Annotated in this window: 14 protein-coding genes; 7 read left to right on the top strand and 7 right to left on the bottom strand. The window is 66.0% G+C overall.

Features of this window, described 5'->3' with window-relative positions:
• Window positions 1-15 precede the first annotated feature (15 nt).
• Window positions 16-2367, bottom strand: a complete 2352-nt coding sequence (locus ABD050_RS25510; RefSeq protein WP_343892364.1) for a TonB-dependent receptor — start codon at window positions 2365-2367, stop codon at window positions 16-18.
• Window positions 2368-2614: 247 nt separating this feature from the next.
• Here ABD050_RS25510 and ABD050_RS25505 point away from each other — a divergent pair, with 247 nt between their 5' ends.
• Both ABD050_RS25505 and ABD050_RS25500 read left to right on the top strand, forming a co-directional pair.
• A complete protein-coding gene (locus ABD050_RS25505) occupies window positions 2615-3430 on the top strand; it encodes a TrmH family RNA methyltransferase (RefSeq protein WP_343892363.1) in 816 nt (271 codons plus the stop codon).
• 62 nt (window positions 3431-3492) lie between these two features.
• Complete coding sequence (locus ABD050_RS25500; protein ID WP_343892362.1) at window positions 3493-4203, top strand: META domain-containing protein; 711 nt, start codon at window positions 3493-3495, stop codon at window positions 4201-4203.
• A 3-nt stretch (window positions 4204-4206) separates the two neighbouring features.
• On the opposite strand, the gene ABD050_RS25495 is transcribed toward ABD050_RS25500, so the two are convergent.
• The 3 genes from ABD050_RS25495 to ABD050_RS25485 all read right to left on the bottom strand — a co-directional run bounded on the left by ABD050_RS25495 (window position 4207) and on the right by ABD050_RS25485 (window position 7173).
• Complete coding sequence (locus ABD050_RS25495) at window positions 4207-4881, bottom strand: ferritin-like domain-containing protein (protein ID WP_343892361.1); 675 nt, start codon at window positions 4879-4881, stop codon at window positions 4207-4209.
• A 194-nt stretch (window positions 4882-5075) separates the two neighbouring features.
• Window positions 5076-6461, bottom strand: a complete 1386-nt coding sequence (locus ABD050_RS25490) for an ATP-binding protein (RefSeq protein WP_343892360.1) — start codon at window positions 6459-6461, stop codon at window positions 5076-5078.
• The gene (locus ABD050_RS25485) at window positions 6445-7173 is read right to left on the bottom strand and encodes a response regulator transcription factor (protein ID WP_343892359.1); all 729 of its coding nucleotides are present in this window, start codon (window positions 7171-7173) and stop codon (window positions 6445-6447) included. The genes ABD050_RS25490 and ABD050_RS25485 overlap by 17 nt, the downstream gene beginning before the upstream one ends.
• Before the next feature lie 202 nt (window positions 7174-7375).
• Between ABD050_RS25485 and ABD050_RS25480 the strand changes: the two genes are divergently transcribed.
• Genes ABD050_RS25480 through ABD050_RS25470 form a run of 3 tightly spaced genes read left to right on the top strand, consistent with a single transcriptional unit; the run spans window position 7376 to window position 13101 of the window.
• A complete protein-coding gene (locus ABD050_RS25480; protein ID WP_343892357.1) occupies window positions 7376-8509 on the top strand; it encodes an efflux RND transporter periplasmic adaptor subunit in 1134 nt (377 codons plus the stop codon).
• Between the two features lie 60 nt (window positions 8510-8569).
• Window positions 8570-11671, top strand: coding sequence for an efflux RND transporter permease subunit (locus ABD050_RS25475; protein WP_343892377.1), 3102 nt, complete (start codon window positions 8570-8572; stop codon window positions 11669-11671).
• The gene (locus tag ABD050_RS25470; RefSeq protein WP_343892356.1) at window positions 11671-13101 is read left to right on the top strand and encodes an efflux transporter outer membrane subunit; all 1431 of its coding nucleotides are present in this window, start codon (window positions 11671-11673) and stop codon (window positions 13099-13101) included. The genes ABD050_RS25475 and ABD050_RS25470 overlap by 1 nt, the downstream gene beginning before the upstream one ends.
• Before the next feature lie 50 nt (window positions 13102-13151).
• Here ABD050_RS25470 and ABD050_RS25465 read toward each other — a convergent pair whose 3' ends face one another.
• A complete protein-coding gene (locus ABD050_RS25465; protein ID WP_343892355.1) occupies window positions 13152-14912 on the bottom strand; it encodes a chloride channel protein in 1761 nt (586 codons plus the stop codon).
• A 71-nt stretch (window positions 14913-14983) separates the two neighbouring features.
• On the opposite strand from ABD050_RS25465, the gene ABD050_RS25460 reads away from it, so the two are divergent.
• Both ABD050_RS25460 and ABD050_RS25455 read left to right on the top strand, forming a co-directional pair.
• Window positions 14984-15409, top strand: coding sequence for a MarR family winged helix-turn-helix transcriptional regulator (locus ABD050_RS25460; protein WP_343892354.1), 426 nt, complete (start codon window positions 14984-14986; stop codon window positions 15407-15409).
• Between the two features lie 77 nt (window positions 15410-15486).
• A complete protein-coding gene (locus tag ABD050_RS25455; RefSeq protein ID WP_343892353.1) occupies window positions 15487-16023 on the top strand; it encodes a hypothetical protein in 537 nt (178 codons plus the stop codon).
• 13 nt (window positions 16024-16036) lie between these two features.
• Here ABD050_RS25455 and ABD050_RS25450 read toward each other — a convergent pair whose 3' ends face one another.
• Window positions 16037-16789, bottom strand: a complete 753-nt coding sequence (locus ABD050_RS25450; RefSeq protein ID WP_343892352.1) for an AAA family ATPase — start codon at window positions 16787-16789, stop codon at window positions 16037-16039.
• 26 nt (window positions 16790-16815) lie between these two features.
• Window positions 16816-18213, bottom strand: a complete 1398-nt coding sequence (locus ABD050_RS25445; protein ID WP_343892351.1) for a DNA recombination protein RmuC — start codon at window positions 18211-18213, stop codon at window positions 16816-16818.
• Between the last annotated feature and the right edge of the window lie 378 nt (window positions 18214-18591).

Genomic DNA, 18591 nt, shown 5'->3' with positions numbered 1-18591 from the left:
CGCGGGGAACTCCGATCAGAACGCAGCGCTGAGCGTAACGCCGTAGAGGCGCGGATCATTATAGATGCCAGCGCGATAGTTTGACGTGTCGATCACGCCGATCAGGTTCTTGGCGTTGGTGACGTTGCGGACGAACCCGGCGATCTCGTAGCGGCCAAAGGCATAACCCGCCTTCACCCCAAGCTCGTTATTGCCGTCCGAGGTGTATTCGACCGTCTTGTAGAGCACATAGTTGATCTTGCCCTGCAGGTTGAAATCGGTCGCCACGAACAGCTTGCTCTCCCCGCTCAGCGGCACATCGTAGCGCGCGCTGATGTTGAAGTTGTAGTCGGGCGCGTTGGGCAGGCTGTTGCCGTCGATCTGCGCATAATAGTTGTTGCCAACGCGGACCGTCGGGTTGAGCACGACCTGCGACATCACGCCGCCCGCCGCACCGACCTGCGCGTAGACGTTGCGGTCCTCGATCTTCGTCTTCAACAGGCTGAGGCCCGCCGTGACGTGGAGGTTCTTGAACGGCCGCACGTCCAGCTCGCCTTCCATGCCATAGCCGACCGCCTTGTTGGCATTGAACAACACGCCGTTGCCGAAGCTGTCATTGCCGTTGAGCTGGATGTTGTCGACGAAGTAATAGAAGCCGGTCACGCTGAAATGCACCGCATTGTTGAGCGCGGCCGCCTTCAGCCCTGCCTCGAAGCTGGTGTTGGTCTCCGAGGTCGCGGTCGAATAGGCCGTGGCGAACACCGCCGAACGACCCTGGATCGTCGGGCCACGGAAACCGCGGGCGACGCGGGCATAAAGGCTGACATCGTCAGTGGCACGGTAAAGCAGGCTCGCGTCCCAGCTCGGCTTGGTGTCGGCCAGCCGGCAATGCATGTTGATGCCGCAACCCGAAGAGGAAGACGGATTGCTCAGCGCGCCGAAGTTCGGATGCAGGAGCAGGTCGGTGGTCTTGGTGTCCCTCGTCACGCGGACGCCGCCGGTCAGAGTCAGCTTGTCGGTCAGCGCATAGCTTGCCTGGCCGAACAGCGCCCAGCTGGTGTTGACGTTGTGCAGCAGCACGAAGTTGTTGGGGTTGGGCGTGGTGCCGAGCGCATTGCTGGTCAGGAAGAACGAGCGCTGATCGAACTCGGTCCGGTCGCGCGCGTCGAAATAGATCCCGCCGACCTGCCATTTGAACGGCCCGGTGTCGGGGCTGGCGATCCGGACTTCCTCGCTCCACTGGTCGAGGCCGCGCAGTCGGCCCTGCGATTCGCCGCAGCCTACCGAGCAGATATTCGGCGTCACGCCGCCGAAATTGGCGGCCGCGCCGCCGTCCGTGTCACCACGGCTATAGCCCGACGCATGCTCCCATGCGGTGATCGAGGTCAGCGTGACGCCGCCGAAATCATAGGCCGCGTTCAGCGAGACGCCGTGCGTCTTGTAGGCCTGCGGGTTGTTCTGCGCTTCGTCATAGGCGACCACGGTGCGATCGAAATTGGCCGGCACCTTGTTGGTGCCGGGGACGATCGAGCCGCGATAGAAGATCGAGGCGGTGCCGGTATAGTCGCGGTAATGGCCGCTCAGCTTCAGGCTGAGATTGTCGGTCGGCTTGGCGAGCAGCTGGAGGCGGATGTCGCGCTCCTCGAAGCCGCCCATCACATTCTTGCCGCCGACCGTGCCGTCATCCGACGGGCCGGTATAGACATTGCTGATCCAGTCGTCGCGGCGCTGGTAGAGGCCGGACAGGCGGAAGCTCACGCTGCCGTCGCTCGTCAGCGGGCCGCCGATACCGGCATCGGCATTGACGCTGTTGAACGAGCCATAGCTCAGCGAGGCCTGGCCGCGGAAGGTGTCGCTGGGCTGGGCGCTGTCGAACTTGACGATGCCCGCGGTCGTGTTGCGGCCGAACAGCGAGCCCTGCGGGCCCTTCAGCACTTCGACCTGCGCGATGTCGAACGCCGGGTTCGACTTCAGCACGACATGCTCCTCGACGACATCGTCCTGGATGATCGTCACCGGCTGCGAGGCGCCGAGGTAGAAATCGATATTGCCGAGGCCGCGGATGTAGAAGCGCGGGAAGATGCGGCCGGTGGTCGACTCGACATAGAGGCTGGGCACCCGGCCGGAGAGCGACAGCAACGTATCGGCGCCGGCCGACTGGAAATCGTGCAGGGCGTCGGGCTTGAGCACCGAGAGCGCAATCGGCACGGTGAGCGCGTTTTCGGAGCGGCGCTGCGCGGTGACGACAATGTCCCCTTCGTCGCTGGCGTCGACGACTTCGGCGGACGCCTTGGCGGGCGCATCGGCGGCTTTGGCCTCAGTGGCGGTCAGCAAGGCGAAGGGCGCGATGCCGGACAGCAGCAGCGCGGTGAAGTGCGAACGAGTCATGGTACGGAATTCTCCAGAAGCTACGCCCCGCCTTACCCGGCAGGGCCACGGCGGCGGCAGGCGCCCCCGTTGCGCTCCCCATATGACAGCCTTGTTGCAACGCAACATACCACGTCGCAGCGATGCAAAAATGCTTGGCGAACGCGATATTTTTGCAACGCAGGGCGGCAGGACGATTGCGGGACCGGGAGGCGTAGCCGGATCGGGGCGGCTTTCGCGAACCCGGCGCTTTCGCTAGAGCCCCGCCATGCCGCGCGAAATCACCGCTTATTCCAATCCGCTGATCAAGCGCGTGCGCAATCTTCGCGAGAAGCGGCACCGCCGCGAAGAGGGGCTGTTTCTCGCCGAGGGGCTGCGCATCCTGACTGAGGCGCGCGAGAGCGGGCGGTTGCCGGAATATCTGTTCTTCGCCCGCGACAGCGCTGACCACAAGCTGGTCCGCACGCTGATCGCCGATGTGGAAGCGGCCGGTGGCGAAGCGATCGAAACGGTGCCGGACATCCTCTCCAAGCTTTCGGGCAAGGATAATCCGCAGGCAGTGGTCGGCGTGTTCGCTGAATTCGCGACGTCGCTCGACGCGCTCGACCGGAACGCCGCGGACATCTGGCTGGTCGCCGAGCGGTTGCGCGATCCCGGCAATCTCGGCACGATCCTGCGCACCGGCGACGCGGTCGGCGCGGGCGGGCTGATCCTGATCGGCGAGTGCGTCGACCCCTTTTCGCTCGAAGCGGTGCGCGCGAGCATGGGGGCGCTGTTCACGGTGCCGGTCGTGCAGGCCGAATGGGGCGCGTTCCTCCGCTGGCTGCGCGCCGGCCCCGGCCAGCTGGTCGGGCTCAGCCTCGACACCGACAGCGACTATCGTAGCGCGACCTATGTCAGCCCGACCTTCCTGCTCACCGGCAACGAGGCGCAGGGCATGCCCGCCGACTATGCCGCTGCCTGCGACCTGCTGGTCAAGATCCCGATGCTCGGAAAGGCCGACAGCCTCAATGCCGCGGTCGCGACCGCGGTGATGGCCTATGAGGTGCTGGCACAGCGGCGGGCCGACCCTTCGCGCGGCTGAATGCGCGCGTAACGATCGGTTCAGGCAGCGCCTCCTAATCGGATGGAAGAGGAGACCCGAAAATGAAGTTCGCGCTTGCCCTTTGCCCTGCCCTGCTGCTCGCCGCCCCCGCGTTCGCCGCGCCCGGCGACGCGCCGTATCGCGCGCTCGGCACCGAGCCGGGCTGGACCCTGTCGATCGACCACGGCCTGATCCGCTATGTCGGCGATTATGGCAGGACCCGGGTGATCACCGCCGCCCCCGAGGCACGGCCGAGTTTCAACGGACGGCGCTATGTGACGCCCAGGATCACGATCGACATCACCCGCGGCGAATGCAGCGACGGCATGAGCAACCGCACCTACCCCGAGCGGGTGATGGTCACGGTCGGCCGCCGGACGGTGCGCGGCTGCGGCGGCACGCCGATCGTCGCGCCGGCGCGCATGCCGGTGCTCGAGGGCAAATGGCGGATCGAGACGATCGACGGCCACGCCCTGCGCGGCGGGCGCCCCGCGACGATCAGCTTTGCCGGCGAGCGGATCAGCGGAAACGGCGGCTGCAACGCGTTCGGCGGCTCCTTCCGCCTGGTGCGCGGCGTGCTGACCGCCGGGCCGATGATCTCGACCAAGATGGCCTGCCCGGGCATGCCGATGGTCGAGGAACAGGCGATCATGAGGCTGCTCGGCCAGCCGCTCACCGTGAGCGCGAGCCGCGACGGCAAGCTGATCCTCAGCGCGGGCGGTCCCAGGACGATGGTGCTGAGCCGCGAGCGGGGCTTCCCCGACGCGGATTGACGCTCAGGCCGCCAGCAACCGCTCCGCGGGCAGCGTGTCGCGGCTGTCCTGCCAGTCGGTACGACGCTTCAGCCATGGGTTGAGATAGAGCAGCGGCAGCTTGACGAAGATCAGGCTGCGATGGACCCAGGCATCGGCGATCCGCTCGGAAAGGCGCGGCATGCCGCCGTCATGCGCCTCGAGCCAGGCTTTGTACGGCATCCAGTGCGACGGCTCGTCGCGCTCGACCACCTTGAAGATCTTGATCAGCGCATGGTCCGATTTGACGATGAAGGACTGGAGCAGGTCGTCGACCTGGTTCATGCCGCGGATCTCGGTGATCATCACGATCCGGCACAGCCGGTTGAACAGGTCGTCGCTGGCGACGACCGCCTGCGTATCGAGATCGTCGATATGGCAGCCGAAGGTCAGCTTGATCAGCCGGTCGATATGGCCGCAGGTGCGGTCGACCGCAAAAGGCATGGTGCCGAGGTGCTCGAAATAGCGACGGAACATCAGATAATGTTTGCGCTCGTCAGCCCGGTGCTTCTCGACCTGGGCGATGAAGGCGGCGGCGTCGGGATATTTCGCGCGGACCGCCTCGAGCACCCGGTCGAGGCTCTGATAGCCGCGATGCTCGTTGTAGATATACACCGAGGCGAGGATATCGAGATACCGGCGGCGGGCCCAGGTAAACATGGTGTAATCCTACAGGAATTCGTCGCGGCGGCAAAGTGCCGCGCATTCCCTGTCCCGGCCAGATCAACGCCGCTGGAGCCGGTGAAGATCCGCGATTGGGTTATCGCAAGAAACAACGCTGCCCGCGCGCGCGTGGTTATTGGACGCGTTGTCCCGAAAACTCCCAGAAGCCGGGGAGCTTGCGTGGACAGACGCTAATTGGGGACGACGATCGCCGCCAACAGACCGCCGTCCGGGTGGTTCGACAGCGAAACGTCCGCCCCGAAGCTTCGCACCTTGGCGCGGGCGATCGTAAGCCCCAGACCGGTCCCGCCGGTCGATCGTGAACGGCTGGCGTCTCCGCGTTCGAACGGGGTGAACATCGCCTCGATCCGGTCTTCCGGGATGCCGATCCCGTAATCCCGGATCGTGATCGTCAGCTTCCCCGGCGTTTCGAAACACGCGATCTGGGCACCGCCGCCATATTTGACCGCATTGTCGACGAGGTTGACGATCGCCCTGGTCAACGCGTTGGGCTTGATCCGAACAACGGCGCCACAACCGTTCGCGAAGGTGACATCGGCGCCGAATTCGCTCGCGTCTTCGGCGATGCTCGAGAGCATTGAATCGATATCGACGCTCGACATCGGCTCCTGGCTTTCGCTGCTGCGTGCCAGTTCCAGGCCCTCGCGCACCAGGCTTTGGGTAGCCGCCAGATCGGCGGTCAACCGCTCTTTCAGCCCCTCGTCGCTGATCTGTTCCAGCCGCAACCGCAAGCGCGTGAGCGGGGTTTGCAGATCGTGGCTGATCGCGGCCAGCAATTGCGTTCGGTCGCGAACGCCGTCCTGAACGCGCCGCTGCATGACGTTGAAGGATTGCAGCGCGGCGCGCACTTCGGTCGGTCCGCGCTCGGCGATCGGTTCCGGCTCCGAAGCGACCGATATCTCGCGGGCAGCGTCAGCGAGACGGCGCAGCGGCGCGGCGGCGATCCGCCCGACGATCATCGCGAGCAGCGCGCTCGACGCCACCACGATCAGCAAATAGACAGGATCCAGCATCGAGCTGCGCGGAACGATGAGCGCCGGCAGGTTGATCGCCAGGGCGCGCTGGACGCCGGTCCGGTCGACGAAGCGCACCAGCCAGCACTCGGGCACGGGCAAATCGGCGATTCCCGCCGCAAACCGATCCATATTCTCGCCATGCGGTGGAAAACACAGGCCGCTCGGCAACCGTCCCCCCTCGGCATGCGCCCCGCTGCCCAATTGGCGCTCCAGAAGCTGCGAGAGTTCCGGGTCAGGCGCGATCATCGAGACGTTGGCCGGCGGTGGCGTCGCCCCGTAAATCCCCCGTTCGGCAATCATCTTGCCGAAGACATCGGGCGATCGCTGCAGCCGCTCGGCGATGTCGATCGCGCTCAGCGCGACACGTTCCCGCCGGACATGTTCGAAATCGTGCAGGCGGCCCTGCTCGGCAACCAGCAGGGATCCGATCGAAGCTGCCGTCATGCCGACCGTCAGGATCAGGAAGATGCGGCCCGCCATCGATCCCAGAAAGTCCCGCGCGCGGGTGAAGGCGTTGCGCGGCTCAGGAATAGGTGACATCGCTCGCCAGCACATAGCCTTCGTTGCGCACCGTCAGGATGAGCGCTTCGCCGCCAGCGACCCCGGCGAGCTTTTGCCTGAGGCGGCTGATCTGGAGATCGATCGAGCGATCGAAGACGACAGTGGCGGCGCGCTCCGGCAGCAACTCCTCGCGCGTCAGCACTGTATTGGGCGCTTCGGTAAAGCGGCTCAGCAAGCGGAACTCGGCTGAGGACAGGATCACCAGCCGGTCGTCGGGTGCGACGAGCCGGCGCTGCAGCAGATCGAGCCGCCATCCACCGAAGGTCGCGACGCGCGCGTTGCGCGATTTGACGCTGTCGCCGCTCCGCGTCCGGCGCAAGAGATTGCGGACGCGCGCGACCAGTTCACGGGGCTCGAATGGCTTGGTGAGATAGTCGTCGGCGCCGAGTTCGAGCCCCAGCACGCGATCGACCGCGCTGTCGCGCGCGGTGACCATGATGATGCCGCTGGTCACGCCTTCGGCGCGAAGTTCCCGGCACAGGTTGAGGCCGTCGCCGTCGGGCAGGTTCAGATCGAGCACGATCAGGTCGATCGGCCGCTCGGCCAGCGCTGGGCGGATATCGGCGACGCAGCTCACGCTGACGACATCCTGGCCGTCGCGGACGAGCTGCGCGGTGATCAGTTCGCGAATATCCTCATCATCGTCGACGACGAGGATTCTGCTGGATTGCTGCTCCTGGTTCGCCTGCATCCTCCCGGGATAGCATCGTGCGCAACCGATGTCTTCGTTAAGCCCGGTTCTGCTACACGCCGATACACAGCGTTGCCTCAAGCTACAAAGCGACACCAAAGTTAACAGGCGGATATCAACTTTGACTGTTTGAAATAGGGTGAGTCGCCCAGATCGGGCGGTGCCGAATCCCGTGATGCGGCGGTTCTTCCGGAGATTTTCAATGCCTCGTCCCGTGTCGACCCGATCAGCCGCCTTCGTCCTCGTACCGCTGGTGCTGGCGCTCGGCGGTTGCGGCAACAAGGGAGCCATGCCCGCACGGGGCCCGGCTGAAGTGGGGGTCGTAACGCTGACCACGGGCCCGGTGACGCTTTCGACCGAGCTCCCGGGGCGCACGGCTGCCTTCATGACCTCCGAGGTTCGCCCGCAGATTTCAGGCCTGATCAAGGCGCGGCTCTTCACCGAAGGCTCGATCGTCCGCGCCGGCCAGCCGCTCTATCAGATCGACCCGTCGCTTTACCGCGCAACCGAGGCGCAGTCGGCCGCCTCGCTGGCGAGTGCGCAGGCCAGTCTCGTCTCCGCCGAGGCCAAGGCAAGGCGCTATGATCGGCTGACCGATATCGAAGCGGTCAGCAAGCAGGACAAGGACGATGTGATCGCCGCGGCCGGCACCGCACGCGCCTCGGTGGCCGAAGCGCGCGCCACGCTGCAGACAGCGCGGATCAATCTGGCCTTCACCCGCATCACCGCGCCGATCAGCGGCCGGATCGGTCGTTCGGCCTTTACCCAGGGCGCGCTCGTCACCGCGAGCCAGACCGATGCGCTGGCGACGATCCAGCGGCTCGATCCGATCTATGTCGACATCACCCAATCCTCCGCCAAGATCGTCGCGTTGCGCCAGGCGCTCGCCTCGGGCGGCGCGCTGCCCGCGAGCGCCACGGTCAAGCTGAAGCTGGAGAACGGCACCGACTATCCCCAGGCTGGCCGCATCGAGTTCGCCGAGGCTACGGTCGACCAGAGCACCGGCAGCGTGACGATCCGGGCGCGCTTTCCCAACCCCAACAATCTGCTCCTGCCGGGCATGTTCGTCCGGATCGTCACGCCGGAGGCGATCGTGCCGAATGCGATTCTCGCGCCGCAGGAGGGGATCAGTCGCGACCCGACCGGTGCCGCGACCGCGCTGCTGGTCGGTCCGGACAACAAGGTGGTGCGCAGGACAGTGACCGCCGACCGCGCCATCGGCAACAAATGGCTGATCACCGCCGGCCTCAAGGCGGGCGACCGCCTGATCGTGCAGGGCGTCGACAAGGCCCAGCCCGGTGCCGCCGTCAAGCCAGTCGACGTCAAGGCGAACTGAGCCGTGAGCACCTTCTTCATCAACCGCCCGATCTTTGCGTGGGTCCTGGCGATCGGCATCATGCTGGCCGGCATCGCTTCGGCGATGTCGCTCGCGATCGCGCAATATCCCGACGTCGCGCCGCCTTCGGTCTCGATCAGCGCGACCTATCCGGGCGCCTCGGCGTCGACACTCGAGACCAGCGTCACGCAGATTCTCGAGCAGCAGCTGACCGGGATCGACGGCCTTCTGTATTTCTCCTCCTCGTCGAGTTCGTCGGGCAGCGCGAGTATCTCGGTGACCTTCCAAAAGGGCACCAACCCCGATACCGCGCAGGTGCAGGTCCAGAACAAGGTTCAGCAGGCCGTGTCCCGGCTGCCCAACGAGGTGCAGCAGCAAGGGGTGACCGTCACCAAGTCGAACAGCGACTTCCTGATGATCGTCTCGGTTTACGACAAGACCGACCGCTCGACTCAGACAGCGATCGCCGATTATCTGGTAAATACCTATCAGGATTCGCTCGCGCGCGTCGAAGGGGTCGGCCGGACCCAGGTGTTCGGATCGCAATATGCGATGCGGATCTGGCTCGATCCGTTCAAGCTCGCTGCGGTCAAATTGATGCCGTCGGACGTGCAGACCGCGCTCAAGGCGCAGAATGTCGAGGTGTCGGCAGGGCAGATCGGCCAGTCGCCGTCACCCGCCGGCCAGCGGCTCAACGCCACCGTCACCGCCAAGTCGCGGCTGCAGACCCCCGACCAGTTCCGCAACATCATCGTCAAGTCGCAGTCCGACGGGTCGCTCGTCCATCTGTCGGACGTCGCGCGGGTCGAGCTGGGCAATGAAAGCTATGATTCCAGCGCCCGCACCAACGGCCATCCCGCCTCGGGCATTGCAATCTCGCTCGCGCCCGGCGCCGATGCGCTCACCACCGCCGAGGCGGTCAAGGCCAAGGTCAAAGAGCTCTCGGCCAGCATGCCCGACGGCTATGAAGTCGTTTATCCGCGCGACACCACCGACTTCATCAAGCTGTCGGTCGAGGAAGTGGTCAAGACGCTGGTCGAGGCGATCGTCCTGGTCGTGATCGTGATGTTCGTCTTCCTGCAAAGCTGGCGCGCGACGTTGATCCCGGCGATCGCGGTGCCGGTCGTGCTGCTCGGCACGTTCGGCGTGCTCGCTCTGTTCGGCTATTCGATCAACACGATGACTCTGTTCGGCATGGTGCTGTCGATCGGCCTGCTGGTCGACGATGCGATCGTCGTGGTCGAAAATGTCGAACGCCTCATGGCCGATGAAGGGCTTTCGCCGCGCGAGGCGACGATCAAGTCGATGGGCGAGATCGGCAGCGCGCTGGTCGGCATCGCGCTGGTGTTGTCCGCGGTGCTGCTGCCGATGGCATTCTTCGGCGGCTCGACCGGCGTGATTTACCGGCAGTTCTCGATCACCATGGTCTCGGCGATGCTGCTGTCGGTGCTGGTCGCCTTGATCCTGACGCCGGCTTTGTGCGCCACCTTGCTCAAGCCGACCCACCGGGATCCACTTACCCGCAAGGGGCCGCTCGGGAAGTTCAACCGATGGTTCGACCGCACCACTGGCCGCTACGTCGTCGCGGTGCGAGGCGTGGTCGGCCGACGCTTCCTGCATCTCGGCGTCTATGGGGTGATTCTGGCAGTGCTCGTCGTGCTGTTCCTGCGGTTGCCGACGGGTTTTCTGCCGACCGAGGACCAGGGATCGGCGATGGTGCAGTACACGCTGCCCGCCGGCGCCACCGCCGAGCGCACCGACGCGGTCGCGCGACAGGTCGAGAATTATTTCCTGACCGACGAGAAGAAGAACGTCGCCAGCCTGTTGAGCATCCAGGGTTTCAGCTTTTCGGGCTCCGGGCAGAATGCTGGCCTGGCGTTCGGCAACCTGGCGCCGTTCAGCGACCGCAAAGGCAAGGACAATTCCGCCGAGTCGATTACCCGTCGCGCGACAATGAAGCTGGCGGCGATCCGCGACGCGCAGGTCTTTGCGTTGACGCCCCCGGCAATTTCGGGGCTTGGCCAGTCGAACGGCTTCACGTTCGAGCTGCTGAACACCGGCGCCCTCAGCCGGGAACGCTTCCTCGAATTGCGCAACCAGCTGATGGCGGCGGCGGGCAAGGATCCCAAGCTCGCCGCAGTCCGCGCCGGCTCGCTCGAGGATACGCCGCAGCTTCACGTCGACATCGACGAAGCCAAGCTCGCTGCGCTCGGGCTGAGCGAAAGCGACGTCACCGCGACGCTCAGCTCGGCCTGGGGCAGCACCTATGTCAACGATTTCGTCGATCGTGGCCGGGTGAAGCGCGTCTACATACAGGCAGACCAGCAGTTCCGCGCCTTGCCGAGCGATCTCGACAACTGGTTCGTGCGCGCTTCGTCGACCGGCACGATGACGCCCTTCTCGGCCTTCGCCACATCGAGCTGGACCAAGGGGCCGGCGTCCCTGTCGCGCTTCAACGGCCAATCCTCCTATGAAATCCAGGGCCAGGCCGCCTCGGGCGCGAGTTCGGGCGACGCGATGAAGGCGATGGTGGCGCTGCAGCAGAAGCTGCCCAAGGGCACCGGCTATGCCTGGAGCGGGCTTTCCTATCAGGAGCAACTGACGAGCGGCCAGGCGCCGAAGCTCTATGCCGTCTCGGTGCTGGTGGTCTTCCTGTGCCTTGCCGCGCTCTACGAAAGCTGGTCGATCCCGATCGCGGTGCTGCTCGTGATGCCGCTCGGCGTGATCGGCGCGGTGGTGGCGGTGACGCTGCGCGGGCTGGACAACAATATCTATTTCCAGGTCGGCTTGCTCACCACCATCGGGCTGGCGGCGAAAAACGCGATCCTGATCATCGAATTCGCCGAGGATGCGCACAAGAGGGGCAAGAACGCGCTCGATGCAGCGATCGAGGCGGCCAAGGTGCGGTTGCGGCCGATCCTGATGACGAGCCTTGCCTTCATCGCCGGCGTTATCCCGCTCGCGATCGCGACTGGCGCCGGCGCGCAGAGCCGGATCGCGATCGGCACCGCGGTGGTCGGCGGCATGCTGACCGCCACCGCGATCGCGATCTTCTACGTGCCGATGTTCTTCGTCCTGGTCGGCCGCCTGTTCGGCATGGACAAGGCCCAGGAAACGCCCAACCCAGACCAGCCGGCCCTGCCCGCGCCGGAGATCAAGTAATGAGCCCGCGTTCTCTCACCGTCGCCGCGGCCGCGCTTTTGTCGGGCTGCAATTTCGCCCCGGTCTATGTCCGGCCGGCGCTGCCGGTGGCACCGAGCCTGCCGACCGGCGCGTCCTATGGGCCCGCCGCGTCGAGCACCCCGGCCGAAATTCCGTGGCGCGACGTCCTGACCGACGCGAAGCTGCGCACCATCATCGAACGGGCCTTGGCCAATAATCGCGATCTGCGCGCCGCCGTCGCCAATGTCGCGTCGGCGCGGGCGAGCTATCATATCCAGCGCGCATCCCAGCTGCCGACGATCTCCGTGGACGGGTCGGCATCGGTCGCCGGCAGCGGTACCGGCAGCACGAGCCGAACGACCGAGAGCTACTCAGCCGATGTCGGCACGAGCAGTTTCGAACTCGATCTGTTCGGTCGCCTCAAGAATCTCAGCAAGGCATCGTTCGAGACCTATCTCGGCACCGAGGCTGGAACCCGCAACACGCGGCTGACGCTGATCGCCGAGACCGCGACCGCCTATGCGACGCTCGCCGCAGACCAGGAACTGCTCGTCATCGCGCAGGAGACGGCCGCCAGCACCGCGAGGTCGCTCAAACTGACCCTTTCGCTCAACGAAGCCGGGCTCACCGGCAAGGTCGATGTCCGCTCGATCGAAACCACCAACGCCCAGGCACGCTCCGATGTGGAAAGCGCGACGACCCAGGTCGCGCAGGACCGCAACGCCCTCGATCTGCTGGTCGGTGCGCCGGTCGAGGACGCGCTGCTGCCGGGCACGCTCGACAGCTTGCAGAACGGCATCGCCAAGGTCCCGGTCGGGCTGTCGTCCGACGTGCTGCTGCGCCGGCCCGACGTGATCGAGGCCGAGCATCAACTGATCAGCGCCAATGCCAATATCGGCGCGGCGCGCGCTGCGTTCTTTCCGAAGATCACGCTCACCTCGGCGGTCGGCTTCGCCAGCACCGCGCTGTCCTCGCTGTTCAGCGGCGGCGCCTTTGCCTGGTCGGCGGCCCCGTCGGCGTCACTGCCGATCTTCGGCGGCACCAATCGCGGCAATCTCGACTATAGCAAGGCGCAGCGCGACATGTACCTCGCTCAATATGAGAAAGCGGTGCAGACGGCCTTCCGCGAAGTCGCCGACGCGCTCGCCCGCGCCGGCACGATCGAGCGCCAGCAGGCGGCCCAGGCAGCCTTGGTCACTGCCTCGACCCAGGCCAACACGCTGGCCGAAGCGCGCTATCGCGAAGGGATCGACACCTATCTCGCCGCGCTGGTGACCCAGCGCACGCTCTACACCGCGCGACAGACGAAGATCTCCACCGACCTCGCTGCGCTCACCAACCGCATTACGCTCTACCAGGTCATCGGCGGCGACAGCGCTGACCCCGCTGCGACCGATGACAGCGCGCGCTCGACATCGGCACCGCGCTAGATCTGGCCCGCCAAGCCGGCAATGGGCGCGCAGCGCCAGCAGCGACGGGGTCACCCCCCTTTGCTTCGCTCGGATTCGGCCCGATTGCTCGCGCTGCGCGCCTTCAGCAGATCGTGCCTGGACAGGATCCCGACGACCATGCGGGTCTCGGCGTCGATGATCGGTATCCGCCCGATTCCCGTCTCCACCATCAGGTCGGCAACCGCGCCGATCGGCGATTGGCGAAAGGCGAAGGGCTGAGACGCATCCGACAGCGCTTCGGCGAGCGGCGTCTCGCGACGCGCGCCCTCGACCTGCCAGCGCAGCGCATCGGATCGCGACACGAGCCCGATCAGGCGATTGCCGCTGTCGACGACCGGATAGCTCCGGTGGATCGCGCCGTCGCTGAACCAGGCGACCGCGTCCCTGATCGACATGGTGCCGGGCAAGGTGTCCGGATTGCCGGTCATCACCTGTTCCGCCTGGAGGAAATCGAGCGGGTCGACGGTATATTCCTGGAGGATGTGGCGGCCGCGCCGGGCGATCTTCTCGGTCAGGATCGAGCGCCGCATGATCAGCACGCTGATCGCATAGGCCCCGGCCGACGCAGCGATGGTGGCGGGCAGCGCGTCGAAATGCCCGGTCAGCTCGACCGCGAACAGCGCGCCGGTCAACGGCGCGCGCATCGCGCCGGCCATGATCCCCGCCATGCCCGCCATCGCCCAGAAGCCGACCGGCCCGGGCAGGAACTGGCCGAGCAACGTGCCCAGCGCGCCGCCCAGGATCAGCAGCGGCGCCAGCACGCCGCCCGACGTCCCCGATCCGAGCGCGACCAGCCAGACGACCGCCTTCACCACCAGCAGCGCGAGCACCACCCGCATCGTCAGCGAGCCGTCGAGCAGGGCCTGGATGTTCGAATAGCCGGCACCGAGCACATGCGCGTCGATCAGCCCGCCAAGCCCGACGACCACCCCGCCGATCGCCGGCCACCACATCCAGTGCACGGGCAGGTGGTGGAAGAGATCCTCGATCCGATAGAGCATCGACGACAACAGCGTGGCTTCGAGCCCGACCAGCACGCCCAGGCCGAGCGCGATGCTGCTCGCCTGCCACCAGACCGGCATCGCCGTCGCGGCGAAGGGGAACAGGGGCCCCATGCCGAGCAGCAAGGGCCGCCAGCCGAGCGAGACGAGCACCGCGATCACGACCGGCACGAAGCTGCGCGGCTTCCACTCGAACAGCAGCACCTCGATCGCGAGCAGGATCGCGGCGAGCGGCGTGCCGAAGATGCCGGTCATGCCGGCGGCCGCGCCTGCCACCAGCAGAGTCTTGCGCTCGGCCGCGCTCAGGTGGAAGCACTGGGCGAACAAGGAGCCGATCGCGCCGCCGGTCATGATGATCGGGCCCTCGGCGCCGAACGGGCCGCCGCTGCCGATCGAGATCGCCGACGAGATCGGCTTGAGCAGCGCGACCTTGAGCGAGAGGCGGCTCTCGCCATAGAGGATCGCCTCGATCGCCTCGGGAATGCCGTGCCCCTTGATCTTCTCCGATCCGAAGCGCGCCATCAGCCCGATCATCAGGCTGCCGATGACCGGAATGGCGACGACGCCGAGGCCGACATGCGCGTCGGCCGGCGTGACGGCAGCGGCCGAAAGCCGCCCGAACCAGAAGAGATTGGTTGCGATCGCGATCAGCTTGATCAGTATCCAGGCGGCGAAGGCGGCGCCGGTGCCGATCACCGGCGCCCCCGCGGCGAGCAGGAGCATGCGCCAGTCGGCACTATGATCGGCCAGATGCCGGGGAGTAGGGATACGCGTCGGGGAAGTGGCCATGCGACTCATTCGGGCAGGAGGTCGTGGCCAACTATATCGTACCGCGATATAGTACAATCGAGGGAATGAGGATGAAGACCATTGGGACGACGAGCGCAGCCGAGCTTACCGATGCCGATTACGCCGCACTGGCTGATTTCCGGCACGCGCTGCGCGTGTTTCAGGCGTTCAGCGAGTCCCGCGCCGCTGAATTTGGCCTGACGCCGCAACAGCATCAGACCCTGCTCGCCATCCGCGGCATGGCGCCGTCACCGGTCAGCATCGGCTATATCGCCGAGCGCCTCATCCTGAAGCCGCACAGCGCCTCGGGCCTCGTCACGCGGCTCGAAGCGCTTGGCCTGGTCGTCAGGCGCCCGTCGCCGCATGACGGCCGCCAGGCGCTGATCGAGCTGACGCCAAAGGCACGCGCCCTGCTCGAGCGCCTCTCGGCCACGCATCGCGAGGAGATCGTCCGCCTGCGCCCGATGCTGACGGCGCTGCTCGACACATTCGGCTGACCCGGAAACCCCGCCCCGGCGCGACCTTGCGATATATATCGTAATACGATATATATCGGGACGAAGGAGCACGCGTCATGCGGACGATTCTCTTCATCGCCGAGCCGATCGGATTGTGCCTCGGCAGCCTCGTGGCCGGCATCCTCTCCTGCTGGTTGCTCTGGGCCGCCTTCAAGCTGGTCCGCCATCCCGAATGGGGCCCGCCCCTCGTCGCGGTGCCCGCCGCCCTCGCGCTGGCGGGCAGATTGCCCTCCAGCGAATTCCTGGACATGACATTGGTGTTCGCCGCGGTTGCCGCGATACCCTTCTGGTCGGCGGGCCGCGAGTGGCGGGCGGCATGGCTGACCCGCGACCCGCGGGCCCCTGCGGAGCCGAGCGCTCCGGTCAGGATCGAGGCCGTTGCCGGTCCCGACAGGAACACGACCCGGATCTATCCGCGCTATCCGGCCATGACGGGCTGCATTTGCGAAGCGCGCCGCCCGGCGCCGGCCGAGATCAAGAAGGTGGCGTCACGCATCTGGCGCGAATCCTTCGTTCCACAAGGTCCGGATACAAGCTTCGCGACGCGGCGCGCCCTGTTGCGCGCGGCGAAAGCATCGCTCGAGGGAAGCTGAGCCGCGTCCCACCTCATTCGTCGATCATCGCCTCGACGAACGCATGGGGATCAATCACGAATTCGCGCGTGATCCGAAAATGGTCGGTATCCTCGAGCGCCACCGGCTCGAGCCCGTATCGGCCCATCTGCAACAGGCGCGCGCCGGGGAGCGCCATCAGGATCGGCGAGTGGGTGGCGAGGATCGCCTGGCTCTGGCCGCCCTGTTCCATCCGGCGCAGGAGCTTCAGGAAATCGAACTGCCGGTTGGGCGAGAGCGCTGATTCGGGCTCGTCGAAGATGAAGATGCCCGGGCGGGCGCAGCGCTCCTCGAACAGCCGGATGAAGCCCTCGCCATGCGAGTGCGACAGGAAATCGGCTGTCAGGCTGCCCGCTTCATCGAGATAGCGCGCCACCGAGAAGAAGCTCTCGGCCCGGAAGAACCAGCCTTGGCCGATCTTCGGCAGCCAGCTCGCCTTGAGCACCGGGGCGAGCTCGCCCCCGCCCACTTCCCGCGCCTGGCTATGGTCGACCGCGCGATAGCCCGGCCCGCCGCCGCCTTCGTCAAAGCCGGCAAGCACCGCGATGGCTTCGAGCAGGGTCGATTTGCCGACGCCATTCTCGCCGGCAACGATGGTGATCGGCCGATCGAAGTCGAGCTCGAAGTCGCCCCGGCGGAACAGCGGCAGGCAGAAGGGATAGGCGGTGGCGTCGATCTCGGCTTCCGGATCGAGCCAGACGCGCCTGAGATAGGGCGGCGGCAGAGTCGTCTGTCGCTGCTTAGCCAAAATGCCCCTCCCTTGCTCAGCCGCCCTTATTCAGCCGCCTCGCTCACCCCCTCGATCAGCGCCGGCGTGTCGCCATAGCGCGCCAGCACTTCGACGGGCGGCACATCCTCGATCTCGCGGGCGCCCGGCTCGATATTGAGGTCGCGCAGCTTGCGGGCCGTCACCAGGGTGCGGCTTTCGAAGCTGCTGACGAACGCATTGTAGTTGTTGACCGCTGACGTCAGTCCGCCACCGACCTTGCGCAGATCGCCCGCTGCCTTGGCGAGGCGGTCATAAAGCTCCTTGCCGAGCTCCCCGATCTGGCGCGCCTCCTTCGCCAGCTTCTCCTGGCGCCAGACAGCGGCGACGGTGCGGGCGATCGCGATCAGATTGGTCGGCGTGGCGAGCAGGACGCGCTTCTCGAAGGCGAAATCCCAGAGCGTCGGATCATGCTCGAGCGCGGCGGAGAGGAAATGCTCGCCGGGCACGAACATGATGACATAATCGGGCGCGTCGGCGAACTGGCTCCAATAGGCCTTGTTGCCGAGCCCGTTGACATGGGCGCGCATCGAGGCGGCGTGCGCGGCGAGGCCGATCAGCCGCTCGGCCTCGTCGACCGCGCCGAACGCGTCCTGATAGGCGTTGAGCGACACCTTGGCGTCAATCACCAGCGCGCGGCCGCCCGGAACGCGCACGATCGCGTCGGGACGCAGCCGTCCGCCCTCGTCGCCGCCCGCCACGCTGACTTCAGTCTGGAAATCAGTATGTTCTGATAACCCACAGGTTTCCAACACATTCTTGAGCTGCTGCTCGCCCCAGCGCCCGCGCGACTTGGGCGCGTTGCGGAGCGAATTGACCAGCTTGGCCGCCTCGCTGCTGACCTTCTCCTGGCCGATCCGCAGCCCTTCGAGCTGGCCCTTCAACTGGTCGAAGGCGCCCTGGCGCTCGCTCTCGACCTTGGTGACCGTCTCCTCATATTTCAGCAGCCGGTCGCTGACCGGCTGGAGCATCGATTTGAGGTTCTGCCCGGCAGTCTCCTCCGACTGCTTGAAGCGCGCCTCGGCGCGTTCGAGGAACGCCTTCTGCGCTTCGTTGAGCAGCTTGCTGGCCGTCTCGTTGAAATGGCCGGTCATCGCGTCGCGGCTGTTCTTGAACTCCTCGAGCCGTGCCTCGAAGGCCTCGGAATGCGCCCGGAGGGTCGCGTTCTCGGTACGGAAACCGTCGCGTTCGGCGCGGATGACGTCAATCTCCTCGCGGAGCTGCGCCGCGACGCGGGCACGCTCCTCGGCGCCGGCGAGATCGACGATCGCGCGCTTGAACTCCTCGGTGCGCGCGTCGCGCTCGGCGCGGGCGGCGGCGGTGCCGCCGGCGCCGAGGAACCAGCCGACCGCCAGCCCGACGAGCAGGGTGGCGATCATTGCGAGCGATAGCGTCAGGCTGGTCATGATGGGTCTCGCTGGAACATTGAGGGAACCTTAGGCGCGCCCGCGGGCGAGGTAAATCCTCGAGCGGAACGGGCTGGCGCATTCGCGCGGCATCGCGGCTTTCTCCTCCTCCTCCTCCAGGGATCAGGGAGAATATGACGCCGATGCCGCGATGAACGCGTCACCCCAGCCTCCGCCCATAGGCGCTGAGTTAAGGAAAGATCGCATTATCTCAATATACTACCGTCATGCCGGACTTGTTCCGGCATCCACCGAGCCGCGTTCCGAACGATCGAAATGCAGAGAGTGCGGCCCGGTGGATCCGGAACAAGTCCCACTGCTGTCCGGGATTTTTCATGCTGTGCCTAGATTGAGGGCGAGTTGGGGAGATGGAGGTAG

This window comes from Sphingomonas oligophenolica (assembly GCF_039522915.1).
Taxonomy (GTDB): domain Bacteria; phylum Pseudomonadota; class Alphaproteobacteria; order Sphingomonadales; family Sphingomonadaceae; genus Sphingomonas; species Sphingomonas oligophenolica.
The sequence above is the reverse complement of the archived record's forward strand: the minus strand, read 5'-3'. Positions and strand labels throughout refer to the sequence as shown.